We start from the raw sequence: 12,456 nt of genomic DNA on the forward strand, positions 1-12,456 counted from the left end.
GCGGGGCGCGGGCCCACCGCCACCGGGTGTCCTACGGCCAGGCGGTCAGCTCGGGCAGCGCCGCGGCCGGGTCGCCGTCCACGACCGGCAGGGCCGGGTGCGGGCGGCCGGAGATCCACGCGGCCAGCGAGCGCAGCGAGCCGCGCACCGCCACCGGGGTCGCGCCCTCGGCGGCGGTGGACCACTCCTCGCCGGTGTCCTCGGCGCTCAGTACGACGCCCTGCGGCAGCCGGCCCGTGAGGAACGAGACGACGTGCGAGGAGAGCGCGGCGCTCCACTCCTCGGAGCCGTAGCCGACGGTGAGGTCGACGGTGTGCAGCTCGGTCTCCCGCCACCACGCGAGCTGGGTCGCGAACAGCGGCGAGTTCCGGTAGGCGCAGGGCAGCTCCCAGCCGTCGGGGCCGAGCGCGTCCCAGGCCTCCTCCAGCGCGGTCAGGCCCTCCGCCAGCTGCTCCCGCAGCCAGGCGACCGGCTCGCCGTGCAGTTCCTCGATGCGCCGGTCGCGGGTGGGCCGCCCGCCGTCGTACACCTCGATGGACCTGCCCTCGGCGGCGTACCGGGCCTGGCGGGCGAACGCCCTGGACAGGTCGGCGAGGTGGATCAGGACGTGGCCGCGGGTCCAGCCCGGGAGGTGGACCGCCTCGCGGGCACCCTCCTCCGTGATCTCCGCGGCGGCGGCGCGGAGCCGGTCGTGCGCGGCGCGGATCTCCTTCAGCCGCTCGGGTACGCCGACACCGCCGAACTCGGGGGCGGTGTAGTCGATGGAGGTGCTCATGACGGATTCCTTTCGGGCTGCTGCGGCTGCCCTCCGGCGGTGGACTCCTGCGGCATGAAGGCGTGGATCCAGCAGAGGATGTCCCGGATGACGTGGTGGTCCTTGTTCGGCCGGAGGGCGCCGATCTGGTGGTACATCACGCCTTCGCTGGGCGGACCCAGGAACGTGATCCGGGACTCGACAATGCCATCAGCGCGGACCGGGTGGAACTCGGGGGTGAGGTCCAGTCCGCCGGGGACGAAGTCACCTTCCCCGATACCGGGGTTGGCCCACTTGCGGACGATGCCCCGGCGCAGCAGGTTCGGGTAGACCGGCATGACATCGCGCTCGGCGTCGAAGCCGTGGACCCGCGCGTCGACCAGGGCGTTCGCGTACCGCTCGGTGCTGGTGGCCGGGCCGCTGACACGGAACAGGCCCCGCTCCTCGTCGCACTCCACCCGGGCGCCCGGACCGACCGAGATGTCGACCCGGCCGCTCTTGACCAGCGCGGTGACCTTCTCCATCGCCTCCACCGACGCGCCCTGGCACAGCCGGTTGTGGTGCGGCGTGTACACGCCGAGGAAGGTGCGGTGCGAGGAGGCGAGCAGCCCGCCGAAGTCCACCGCCTCGATCACCACGCCCCGCATGTCGCGCCAGGCGGCGTCGGCCGCGGCCTTCGCCGGGTTGCTCAGGTTGCCCTGGGCGGCCCAGCGGATGTCCCGGTCCAGGAAGTCGAGGAATGTCTCCACATACTCCTCGGGGCCCGTGTAACCGCCCTCCGGCACCGGCACCGGGTTGATGGTCCGCTCCCAGGAGAACCGGTGGTCGGCCGCCCGCGTGGCGTGCCGCCACGGGGACTCGGCCGCGGCGACCGCGGCGGCGAAGGCGCGCGGGTCGCCGGCCTGGGCGAGCAGCGCCCCGGCTGGTTCCGCGCCGTACACGACGGTCAGGAAGGAGCGCACCGCCCGGTCGACCGGCGGCAGGACGCCCTGGGAGCCGCCGCCGGCGTGCACGCTGAGTGCGGTACGGCCGGCCAGGACGCCGTCGACCTGGTCCGCGAGGTCCCGCGCGAGGTCCTCGACGGGCGCGACGAGGAACGCGCCGGCCTCGTGGTGGTCGGCGAAGGCGTCCGCGTCGGCCAGGAACTTCTCGTACGCGGGCTGCGTGGCCCGTATCGCGGCCTCGCGGAACTCCGGGCCGAACAGCACCCCGTACTGGATCAGCGCCATCTCCAGCAGGATCAGCGGGAAGACATGGCGCTCGAAGTCGAGTTGGCGCTTGGGGACACCGCCGATGACGTTCGGCACGCCGACGGTCGCCCGCAGCCCGGTCACGGCGGCCGTGGTGAGGAAGGGACCCTTGTACTCCAGGGTCGCGATGTCGCGTTCCTTCTCGTTGTACGGCCGGGCGAAGGTGAACAGACCGGAGCGGCTGAACGCGACGATCGAGTCGGGTTCGGCGCCGCACGGCCGGTAGACCAGCTCGCCGTCGGCGTCCCGCTCGAAGGTGCCGCCGCGCCCCTCGGTGAGGTACAGCAGCACGTCGATGCCGGTGAGCCCCATGCCCAGGCAGGCGACGGTGGTGCCGGGGCCGGTGTGGGCCGGGTCGAGGGACCGCTCCAGCGGGTACGCGGAGGGGATGAGGTGCGCCGCCGGGTGGGCGTCGGCGAACCGGGCCAGGTGGGCCTGGCGCGGGTCCAGTTCCGGCCGGTTGGACGAGTGGCCGGTGAGCATGAGGACGTAGTCGGCCTCGTAGGCGGGGGCGCCGTCGGCGGTGAGGACGGCGAACCGGTCGCCGCGCTCCTCCAGGTCGACCACCTCGGCCTGCCGCAGGGTCACCTCGACGCCCGCGGCGGCGCGCAGGATCTCGACGTACCCGCGGAACTGGTCGCGCAGGGCCTCGCCGTGCAGATACCGCTTGGGCCAGTCCTCGGCGACCAGGTCGTAGACGGGGTCGCCGGTCTCCTCGAACTTCGCGCGGCACCAGTCGAGCAGCGTGGGCCGCTCGGACGCGGTCAGCAGCGGCCCGGCGTCGATGACGCTCTCGTCGGCGGCGAAGGCGACCTGGCCGACGACGCGGTTGAGGTAGCTGGTCCTCGTCTGGTCGGGGCTGTGGACCTGGCCGGGTCCGAACTCGCCCGAGAGGTCGTAGATCACGATCTCCAGGGCGACCGCGTCCCGCCGGTCGCGCACCAGGGCGGCGAGGCGCTCCAGGACGTAGGTGCAGGTCGGGCCACCGCCCACGATCGCCAGGTGAATCGGCGCAGCGTTCACGGAAGGGTCGGTTGTCACCGGCTCACCGCTCCATCTCTCTTCTCGGCCTGGGATCCCCGGCCCGGTGTTCCGGCGGTGGGTCCAGGCGGGGTCTGGGCTGGGACTGGTCTGGGTCTGGTCTGGAGGGTCAGGCAGGCAGGGGATCGCACCGGGCGACGACCTCATCGAAGGCGCGGAAGAAGCCCGCGATGTCGGCGGCGGTCAACTGGCCCATGTTGGCCAGGCGGAAGACGCCCGCGGCCTTCTCCTGGGTCGCGTAGATCACGTAGCCGCGCCGCTTGAGACCGTCGTGGAGTTCGTCGTACGTCATGCCGTTGGACAGGTGCGCGTTGGTGATCGAGCCGGCCCGCTGGTCCGGCGGCAGAAGCAGGTCGATGCCGCGCTCCTGGAGCCCGGCGCGGAGCTCGGCCGCGCGGTCCGCGTAGCGCGCGGTCCGCGCCGCGACGCCCTCGGCGAGGGTGAGGTCGAGGGCGGTGTCGAGGGCGCGCAGCACCTGGACGGCCGGAGTGAACTGCGGGCTGCCCTGGAGTACCTGGGCGCGGTAGTTCGCCGACAGGTCGAGATAGAAGGTGCGGGCCGGAAGGTCCGCGAGTGCGTCGAGGCGCTCGCGGGGGGCGCAGACGAAGCTGATGCCGGGCATGCCCTCCAGGCACTTGTTGGCGGTGCCGACGCACCAGTCGATGTGGTCCCGGACGACGTCCAGGTCCTCGGCGCCGAGGCTGCTGATCGCGTCGACGATCAGGGACCGGCCGTGCCGGGCGACCAGCGCGCCCAGGTCGCGCAGCGGGTTGAGCATGCCGGTGCTGGTCTCGTGGTGGACGACCGCGACATGGGTGATGCCCGGGTCGGCGGCGAGCGCATTGCCGACCGTGCCGAGGTCGAGCGGGGCGGCCCAGCCGAACTCCAGCCGGACGCTGTCGATGCCGTGGACGTCCGCGATACGCAGCAGCCGCTCGCCGTAGTGGCCGTTGTCCAGCACCAGCAGGCGGCCTTCGGCGGGGACGACCGAGCTGACGACGGCTTCCAGGCCCGCCGTCCCGGAGCCGGTGAGCAGGACCGCCGCGTGGCTGTCCGGGGCGGCCCCGCAGACCTCGGTGATCTTGCCCGCGACGGTACCGAGGAGCGCCTGGGTCTCGGGTTCCCGGTGGCACTCGTCGGGACCCGCCAGGGCGGCCCTGACCCGGTCGTGCACATTGACAGGCCCCGGGTTCAGCAGGACGACGCGGTCGGGCCGTCCGGGCGTGCCGGTCATAGGGGGTCCTCCTGGGACGGTTCGGTGAGGCGGGCGGCGGACGGTTCGGCGGGCCGCCCGGCGGGCGGTTCGGTGGTGGCGGGCCCGCGACGCCGGATCAGGGTGCGGGGGACGTCGCCGGGCCAGGCGTCCAGCGGTGCGAAGAGATACCCGAGGCCGCCCGGACCGCAGCCGCCCCGGGTGATGACGCACTCGGCGCCGCGGCGGGCGTGCGCGGCGAGCGCCTCGACCTTGCCCTCCATGGCTCCGGTGGCATCCCACGCGTCGTCCCAGAACAGCCGCCGCGCGGCGGTCAGGTCGTCGGGGTCGAGGTACGGAAGGACCGGGCTGTCCCGGTCCTTCGCCAGGTGGATACCGGCCACGTCGGTGAGGGCGACGACCCGGACGGGTCCCGCGGCCACACCGGCGTCGAGCACCACTCCGGGGACGTCGTCGCTGCTGAGGATGCGCAGGGTGCCGGCCGCGGTGACCACGCAGTCGCTGGACAGGACCGGCAGAGCGCCCTCCGCGAGGAGCCGGGTCACCACCCCGGTCTCGGTGACGGTGCTGCCGTCGGGCAGCTCGTTGATCATCGAGGTGGTCTGGAGCGGCACGGCGCGCGCTCCGTGGGCGCGGAGCGCGGTGGTCCACGCCCAGCGCATATGGAAGGCGGGTTCGGTGAGGGCGACCGCCGCGTACGGGTCGTCCTTCGCGGCCTTGATCCGCAGGCCGACCGGGTGGCAGAGGGCGCCGCCGCCGGTGACCAGGATGACCCGGCCCGGACGGCCGGCGGCCAGCTCGGCGACCAGGCGCGCGTAGGCGTCGATGGCCGCGTGGTCGGTCTCCCCGCTGTGCTCCTTGTCGGAGAGGAGACTGCCGCCGATCTTGAGGACGAGCAGCCCCGGCTCCCGGTCCGTCGCGACACCCGCCGTGGGTGCGGTGGGCACGGTGGTGGTGCTCACTGGAGCGGGACGTTGGAGAGGGTCCCGGCGGTGTGCCGGCGGGCGTTGAACAGCCGCTCCAGGAAGGGCTGCTCCCAGCGGGCGCTCTGGCCGTCGAGGGAGCCGTACAGCTCCAGGTAGTCCGTGTCCTCGGGCCGCAGCGCGGCCAGGACGTGGGCGGGGACGGCCTCCGGGTAGAGCGCCGCGGTGAAGTGCAGCGCGTAGTAGACGATGGCTTCGGCGCCGACCGAGGCGACCCGCTTGAGGAACCGCTGCCAGTCGTCCTCCCCGCAGGCCTCCGTGACCAGGGCGAGGTCGAGGAACTTGCTCAGCTGGAGGTCCTGGCGGTCCTCGATGAAGTGGAGGCTGGTGGCCTCCTTGTGCAGATGCGAGCAGAGGTCCAGGAGCCGGTCGTCGGGAGCGGGCGCCCAGGCGGGGGCGCCGCACAGCACGGTGGGCACGGCACGGTCGAGCAGTTCGGCGGCGCCCGCGCTGATCCCGGACTTCTTCTGGAAGATGTCATGGCAGATGTCGACGTTGAAGTCGGTGATGTCGGGACGGCCACCGGGCTTGCGGTACGGCAGCTGGTTGCTGAGGTTCATCTTCCAGAACGCCTGCGTCTCGCGGCTGTACGGCTCGATCCGCTCGCCGTCCTCGGCGACCTTGCCCTGGATGTAACCGAGGCGGAGCAGGACCTCGTGGGCGGCGCGGGCGTCCTCGCGGGAGAGCAGGACATCGAGGTCGGCGATGCGGCGCAGCGCCGGGTCGTGGTACTCGCCCTCGCCGAGGGAGAAGCCCTTGCGGACCGCGAACCGCAGGCCCGCGGCGGAGAGTTCGGCGAAGACCCGCCCGAACTCGTCCGACAGGCCCTGGTTGCGGGCCCGGTTGGCGAGGTAGGCGCCGGTGAACACCCACGGGTAGGGGAAGCCCGCCTGGTCGCCGGAGGCGCGGTCCAGCCGGTGGCGGTCGACATGCCGGCCGATCAGCGGAAGCAGCTTGTGCCAGGCGGCGGCCTCCAGGAAGGCGCCCCAGTCGAGGTCCGGGCGGTTCGCCAGCTCGCGGATGGCGGCGACGTCGTCGGCACCGAGCCGGAGCCGGGCCATCCGCAGCAGCAGCCGGGAGTGGACGGGCAGGTCCTCGGCGGTCAGGTCACGGGAAGGGGTCTGGTCTGCCATGTCACACCTCTGCGGGAGACGTGCCGTCCTGCGTGAGCCGGCGCAGCGCACGGTGGTCGGTCTTGCCGTTGGGGGTCAGGGGGAGCGCGTCCAGCTCGGTGAGCAGGCGCGGCACCATCGCCTCGGGGAGGGAACCGGCCAGATGGGCGCGGAGCTCCTCGGGCGTCACAGGTCCACGGACCGTGTAGTGGGCGGCGAGCGCGGGGTTCCCGTCGACGACGGGGACGGTGACGGCGGCGCGGTCCACGGCCGGGTGGCGCAGCAGGACGGTCTCGATCTCGTCGAGCTCCATCCGGACGCCGGCGACCTTGACCTGGCGGTCGATCCGGCCGAGGTAGAGCACCGTGCCGTCCTCGAAGCGGGCCAGGTCGCCGGTGCGGTAGAGCCGGCCGGTGGGCGACTCGGGGTCCAGCGGGTCGGTGAAGAACGCGCGGGCGTTGTTGTCCGGGTCGTTCACATAGCCGAGTCCGACGACGACGCCGCCGACGAAGAGCTCCCCGGCCTCGCCGGGCTCGGCGGACCGCCACACGCCCCCGGCCGCCTCGTTCTCCCCGTTCTCCCCGGCCGCCTCGTTCACCCCGGCCGCCTCGTGGACGAGCAGATAGAGGCGGGCGTTGTCGACGGGCCCGCCGACGGGCAGCCGGTCCAGGCCGGTGTCGGCGGCGGTCACCTCGTGGTGGGTGACGTCGTCGGAGCACTCGGTGGGGCCGTAGGCGTTCAGCAGCCGTACGTGGGGCAGTGCCGTGAGCGCGCGGGCGGCGAGTTCGGGGCGGAGCTCCTCACCGGTGGAGATGAGCCAGCGCAGGGCCGGAAGCACCGGGCCGCGCCGCTCGGCCTCGGCGACGAGCCAGCCGACGACGGTGGGCACCAGCTCGACGACGGTGACGCCGGTGCGCTCCAGGGCGGTGCGCACCCGGCGCGGGAAGTCGAGGGAGGGCTGGTGGACGACGACGACGGCACCGCCGACGAGGAGGGGGGCGAGCATCTGCCAGATGGCGATGTCGAAGACCAGCGGCGCGGTGAACGCGAGCCGGTCATCGGCGGTGAGGTCCAGGTCGGCGACCTTGGCCCACAGATGGTTGACCATGCCGCGGTGCTCGACGGCCGCGCCCTTGGGCCGGCCGGTGGTGCCGGAGGTGAAGATGCAGTACCGGGGCTCCAGCGACCGGTCCCGGCCGTCGGGGGCCCAAAGAACCGGGGTGGCGCCCGGACGGCCGGTGGTGGCGCCAGGGCCGGTGGCGCCCGCGCCGGGGGCCGTGACGATGGTGGTGCCCAGGCCGGCCGCCGCCTTGACCGCGGTCTCCCCGGCGGCCCCGCCGCCGCCCGGTCCGCCCGAGTAGTCGAGCAGGAATCCGGCCGCGGCGCGTTCCAGGACCTCGGTGACCCGCTGGGCCGGCCAGTCGGTGGCGAGGGGCAGGTAGACGGCGCCGAGCCCTTCGAGGGCGAGGAACGCGGCGATCGTGTCCGCCGAGCGGTCGCCGACAGCGGCCACCACGCTTCCCTCACCGCAGCCCGCCGTGGCGAGGGCGGTGCGGTAGCGGTCGGCGCGGGCCAGCAGTCCGGGATAGGTGAGGGTGGTGTCGCCGTCGACGACGGCGGGTGCGTCGGGGGTGGCGGCGGCGAAGCGGGCGACGTGGTCGAGCACGCCGGTCGCGGTGTCGAACCGCGCGGACCGGCTCAGGCAGAGCGCGCGGGCGCGGGCCGCGGCGCCCTCCGCGAGCGGCAGCGGGGCGAGGGCCGGGGCGGCGAGGACGGGCGTGGCGGGGGACGGCCCCGGGACGGTTGCGCGTGTCATGACGCCCCCGCGCTCTGGTGGCGGTCCAGCTCGTGGAAGAAGCCGCCGATGGCGACGGCCTCTCCGGCCGCGACGGCGGCGCGGTGGACATAGGCGCCGACGGCGAGGTCGAGGATGCCGAGCCCGAAGGGGGAGAACACCACGGGCCGGTCGGCGGGGACGGTGACCTCGCCGGTGAGGACGTCGTACAGCGTGCCGTCCAGGAAGTCCCGGCCACCGGTGCGCTGTTCGGCCAGGTGCACCGAGGTGTCGGCCTTCAGTACGTGCTCGACGTCGTCGACGATGTTGACGCTGTCCAGGATCACGTCGGTGCCCAGGTCCCGCAGCGAGACATGCAGGACCAGCGGGTGGTGGGAGAACCAGTCCGGGTCGGTCACATGCGGGGTGGCGGCGGTGGTGGCGAAGACGATCAGGTCGCAGGCGCGGACGAGGTCCTCGGCACCGGTGTGGACGCGGACCGGCCGGCCGGTGGGCTCCAGGACCTGCCGGGCGAAGGAGCCGGCGTAGTCGTCGCTCAGGTCGAAGACGTGGTACTCGTCGACGTCCCAGTCGAGTTCGGCCAGGTAGTCCTGGATGAACCGGGCGATGAGGCCGGTGCCGAAGAAGCCGACGCGGCGGGGGGTGGACCCGCGCTGGGCGGCGATCCGCCGGGCCGCGGCGGCGGCCGACGCGGCGGTGCGCACGGCGCTGATGATGGACCCCTCCAGACAGGCGTAGGGGTAGCCGGTGGCCGGGTCGTTGAGCAGCAGGACGGCGGAGGCGCGCGGGATGCCCCGCTCCAGGTTGGTGGGGAAGCTGGAGATCCACTTGATCCCGTCCACACCGGCCGCCAGGGCCGTGCCGACGCCGTCGGCCGTGCCGTCGGTGCCGTCGGTGCCGTCGGTGGCTTCCGTGCCGCCGACCGAGGCCGGCAGGGCGATGATCCGGGCGGTGGGCCGGTCGGGGAAGCGAAGGAAGTACGAGGGCGGGTTGACCGTCCCGCCTTCGCCGTGACGGCGGTAGGCGGCCTCCACCAGGTCGATGATCTCCGCCCTGCGCCCTTCGAGGCCGCGGTGCACCGCCGCGCCGGGGACGACGGAGAACTGCGGGGGCCCACCCTGCTGCTCAGCCATTGCTCTCTTCCTGTTCCTTGGCGAGGTCGCCGAAGGTGCTCCGCACCCAGGCGTCGTCGTAGACCGTTTCGATGTAGCGGTCGCCCATGTCGGCGGAGATGGCCACCGCGGTGAGGGTGGGCGAGTCGGCGGCGTGCCGCTCCAGCCAGCGGGCGGCACCGCTGACGACGGTCCCGGTGGAGCCGCCCATGAGGAATCCATGGCGGGCCAGGCGGCGGCACATCCGTACGGTGTCGCGCTCGTGGACCCGGACGATCTCGTCCGGCCGGGCCTCCGCCACCAGCGGCATCGGCTCGCTGGCGCCGAGACCCGGCAGGTACCGGGGTCCGGCCGCCATGCCGAAGTTGACGGAGCCCACGGTGTCCACCGCGATGATCCGTACGCCGGGGCGGTTGTCCCGGAACCAGCGGGCGCAGCCGGTGAGGGTGCCGCCGGTGCCGGTGCCGATGAACAGCAGGTCGAGGTCGGGGAACCGCTTGGCGATCAGGGGCGCGGTGTTCTCGTAGTGCGCCAGCCAGTTGGCGGGGTTCTCGTACTGGTTGAGCCACACATATCCGGCGTTACGGGCGCACAGCTCGCGGACGAGGTGCTTGCGGGCGGTGAGGTAGCTGCCGTCCGCGTCGGGCCGGTCGGCGACCACGACCGTGCTGCCGAGGGCCCGCATGAGCTTGATGGTCGAGGGGTTGCACTTGGGGTCGGTGACACAGACGAACCGCAGGGAGCGGGCGGCCGCCACCACGCTGAGCGCCACTCCGAGGTTTCCGGAGGACGACTCGACGATGGTGGCGTGCTCGTCGATCAGGCCGAGCCGTTCGGCCGAATCGATCATGGAGGTGGCGGCCCTGAGCTTCACGGAGCCGGCGAAGTTGAAGCCTTCGCACTTGAGGTGCAACGGGAGGCGGAGGGTCTGTCCGAGGTCGACGTAGACGTCGCTGTCGAACAGTTCGTCCGCTGTGGAGATGATGGCCAAGAGTCGTTTCCGCTTCTTCTGTCCCGCCCCCTACGGTCCGTCCCGGCGATCAGACGTCGAGCTTCTGCCAGGCCTCCAGGCGCTGCAGGGCGAAGACGTCCTGGACGGAGGCGATGGAGTCCTCGACCGCCGTGGAGTCGCCGGTCTCGTAGACGGAGCGGTAGGTCTCGCGCAGCGCGCTGACGGTGGCGCGCAGCCCTTGGTTGGCGTAGATGACGACGGAGACGCCGGCCTGCTGGATCTCGTCGATGTGCCAGTCCGGATAGGTCGTCGGCACGATGACCACCGGGCAGCGGAAGTCCCAGCCCTCGAGGAACCCGACGACCTGGTCGCGGGTCTTCACCTTGGAGTGGACGAGGACCGCGTCCGCGCCGGCGTCGGCGTAGGCGCGGCAGCGTTCGAGGGCCGCGTCGACGTCGAGCCCGCTGATGAGGGCCTCGGTGCGGGCGATGACGAACATCTCCTTGGTGGCCTGGGCCGCCTTGGCGATACGGATCTTGTCGGTGAACTCCTTGGTGCCGAGCAGGGTCTGGCCGCCCGCGACGAAGCTGTTCATCTTCGGGAACAGCTTGTCCTCGACACAGATCGCGGTGATGCCGGCCGCCTCGAACTCATGGACCATGTGGGCCACGTTGAGGTTGCCGCCGTAGCCGGTGTCGCAGTCGGCCACGACCGGGATCCGCAGCGCCTTCTGGATGTTGGCGGCCGCTTCGAGGTACTCGGTCATGCTCAGGATGCTCGCGTCGGGAAGGGCGCGGGACGCCGATACCTCGAGGCTGGACGACCAGACGGCCTGGAACCCGGCCTCTTGTGCGAGCAGTCCGCCGAGGGCGTGGTTGGCGCCCGCCACACGAACAATTTCGTTGTCGGCCAGAACAGAGCGAAATGAAGGATAGATGGACCGCTGCACGCCTGAGACTCCTGAATCGTTCGATGTGGTGGATCGAATCGCTCGCTCTACGCCGTTGTAGGCAATGCTGGAGCGATGTCTAGGCAAGGCCTTGACTCGCCTCTTGATTGTCTTCTCGCTGGTCCGCCACGGCAGATGATCAGGGCGGCCGAGTTCGAAGGTAGGGTGACGAATGCGCGGATGTCAACATCCTTGTCAACAACTTGCCTACGTGGTGCAATGCTTACCAGGCCCGTCGCGGGTCATCCGGAACCCAGAGAGGAACAGCAGAGAATGAGCACCACGCTCGCGCCCACCCACCCCCGCACCCTGGAGGTTCCGGCGGAGACGTTCCACGCCTTCTCCGAGCCCGCGCAGCGCGAGGTGGCCGCGTACGTCGCCGATCTCGGCCGCCGCTTCCCGACCGGCCGGGTCGACGCCGTCGAGGTCGACCTCGACGCCGTCCCGCTCTTCGCGGCGGAGGTCGACGCGAGCCGTCATGTCATCGACGACACCGCGCACTTCATCGTGTACGACCGGGTCGACGGCGTGGACGGGCTGCGCGATCAGGCCCTGTACGCCTGGGTCCTCGGCACCGCCCTCGGCCGGCCCATGGTCCAGAACACCGACGGCTGGCGGCTGATCGAGGTCTACGACCGGGGCATCCGCACGACCATCGAGGACGGCGCCCGCTACCACCAGACCAAGCAGGGCTCGTACATGCACAACGACGCCGTCAACGATGTCGACCCCATCGACTACCTGCTGCTCTCCTGCGGCCAGTCCGCCTACATCGGTGGCGAGTCGATCCTCGTCGACGCCAAGCCCGTCCATGAGGTCCTGGAGCGGCACCCGGACGTGCTCGCCGTCCTCACCCGGGACTTCTGGTTCGAGAAGCGCGGTATGGCGCTGTCCCAGGAGACCGGCTTCTTCCGTTCACCGATCATCCGCTACACCGCCGACGGCGAACCGCTGGTCCGCTACTTCCGCACCTACATCGAGGTCGCCCACGACAAGGTCGGTGAGCCCATCACCGACGAACAGCGCGCCGCGCTCGACTTCTTCGACGCCGTCCTCGACCAGTCCTCGGTGCAGTACCGCGTCCGGCTGGAGCGCGGGCAGACCCTGGTCTCCGCCGACGATCGCTTCCTGCACACCCGTACCGCCTTCTACGACCGCTTCCAGCCGCGCGAGATCGACATGGGCGAGGACCGGACGGACGACGTCAACCGCTACATGTTCCGGATGTGGTCCACCAAGTCCTGACGGACCCGGCGCGCCGCGCCCGAACGCCGAACGTCCCGACATGCCAAGGA

10 protein-coding genes are annotated in these 12,456 nt (G+C 72.1%); 1 reads left to right on the forward strand and 9 read right to left on the reverse strand.

Features of this window, described 5'->3' with window-relative positions; translation table 11 throughout:
- Positions 1–31 precede the first annotated feature (31 nt).
- The 9 genes from ACFVIM_RS11795 to ACFVIM_RS11835 all read right to left on the reverse strand — a co-directional run bounded on the left by ACFVIM_RS11795 (position 32) and on the right by ACFVIM_RS11835 (position 11,161).
- Positions 32–775: a maleylpyruvate isomerase family mycothiol-dependent enzyme gene (locus ACFVIM_RS11795; RefSeq protein ID WP_384300530.1), complete on the reverse strand. Its 744-nt coding sequence runs from the start codon at positions 773–775 to the stop codon at positions 32–34.
- Complete coding sequence (locus tag ACFVIM_RS11800; RefSeq protein ID WP_384300531.1) at positions 772–3,027, reverse strand: FAD/NAD(P)-binding protein; 2,256 nt, start codon at positions 3,025–3,027, stop codon at positions 772–774. Before ACFVIM_RS11800 ends, ACFVIM_RS11795 begins: the two co-directional genes overlap by 4 nt.
- A gap of 127 nt (positions 3,028–3,154) precedes the next feature.
- On the reverse strand, positions 3,155–4,279 hold the full coding sequence (locus ACFVIM_RS11805) for a pyridoxal-phosphate-dependent aminotransferase family protein (RefSeq protein ID WP_384300532.1): 1,125 nt from the start codon (positions 4,277–4,279) through the stop codon (positions 3,155–3,157).
- A complete protein-coding gene (locus ACFVIM_RS11810; protein WP_384300533.1) occupies positions 4,276–5,220 on the reverse strand; it encodes a hypothetical protein in 945 nt (314 codons plus the stop codon). The genes ACFVIM_RS11805 and ACFVIM_RS11810 overlap by 4 nt, the downstream gene beginning before the upstream one ends.
- Positions 5,217–6,374, reverse strand: coding sequence for a nucleotidyltransferase family protein (locus tag ACFVIM_RS11815; RefSeq protein WP_384300534.1), 1,158 nt, complete (start codon positions 6,372–6,374; stop codon positions 5,217–5,219). The genes ACFVIM_RS11810 and ACFVIM_RS11815 overlap by 4 nt, the downstream gene beginning before the upstream one ends.
- 1 nt (position 6,375) lies before the next feature.
- Positions 6,376–8,169, reverse strand: a complete 1,794-nt coding sequence (locus tag ACFVIM_RS11820) for an AMP-binding protein (protein ID WP_384300535.1) — start codon at positions 8,167–8,169, stop codon at positions 6,376–6,378.
- On the reverse strand, positions 8,166–9,281 hold the full coding sequence (locus ACFVIM_RS11825) for a 2,3-diaminopropionate biosynthesis protein SbnB (protein WP_384300536.1): 1,116 nt from the start codon (positions 9,279–9,281) through the stop codon (positions 8,166–8,168). The genes ACFVIM_RS11820 and ACFVIM_RS11825 overlap by 4 nt, the downstream gene beginning before the upstream one ends.
- Positions 9,274–10,251, reverse strand: a complete 978-nt coding sequence (gene sbnA, locus ACFVIM_RS11830) for a 2,3-diaminopropionate biosynthesis protein SbnA (protein ID WP_384300537.1) — start codon at positions 10,249–10,251, stop codon at positions 9,274–9,276. Before sbnA ends, ACFVIM_RS11825 begins: the two co-directional genes overlap by 8 nt.
- A 49-nt stretch (positions 10,252–10,300) precedes the next feature.
- Positions 10,301–11,161, reverse strand: a complete 861-nt coding sequence (locus ACFVIM_RS11835) for an isocitrate lyase/phosphoenolpyruvate mutase family protein (RefSeq protein ID WP_384300538.1) — start codon at positions 11,159–11,161, stop codon at positions 10,301–10,303.
- Positions 11,162–11,434: 273 nt separating this feature from the next.
- Between ACFVIM_RS11835 and ACFVIM_RS11840 the strand changes: the two genes are divergently transcribed.
- Complete coding sequence (locus tag ACFVIM_RS11840; RefSeq protein WP_384300539.1) at positions 11,435–12,406, forward strand: TauD/TfdA family dioxygenase; 972 nt, start codon at positions 11,435–11,437, stop codon at positions 12,404–12,406.
- Positions 12,407–12,456: the final 50 nt, after the last annotated feature.

Origin of the sequence: Streptomyces sp. NPDC057638, from assembly GCF_042800315.1 — a bacterium.
Taxonomy (GTDB): domain Bacteria; phylum Actinomycetota; class Actinomycetes; order Streptomycetales; family Streptomycetaceae; genus Streptomyces.

Coding starts and splice junctions, on each gene's coding strand:
- ACFVIM_RS11795 (WP_384300530.1), bottom strand. CDS start 775: ATGAGCACCTCCATCGACTACACCGCCCCCGAGTTCGGCGGTGTCGGC.
- ACFVIM_RS11805 (WP_384300532.1), bottom strand. CDS start 4,279: ATGACCGGCACGCCCGGACGGCCCGACCGCGTCGTCCTGCTGAACCCG.
- ACFVIM_RS11815 (WP_384300534.1), bottom strand. CDS start 6,374: ATGGCAGACCAGACCCCTTCCCGTGACCTGACCGCCGAGGACCTGCCC.
- ACFVIM_RS11820 (WP_384300535.1), bottom strand. CDS start 8,169: ATGACACGCGCAACCGTCCCGGGGCCGTCCCCCGCCACGCCCGTCCTC.
- ACFVIM_RS11825 (WP_384300536.1), bottom strand. CDS start 9,281: ATGGCTGAGCAGCAGGGTGGGCCCCCGCAGTTCTCCGTCGTCCCCGGC.
- ACFVIM_RS11840 (WP_384300539.1), top strand. CDS start 11,435: ATGAGCACCACGCTCGCGCCCACCCACCCCCGCACCCTGGAGGTTCCG.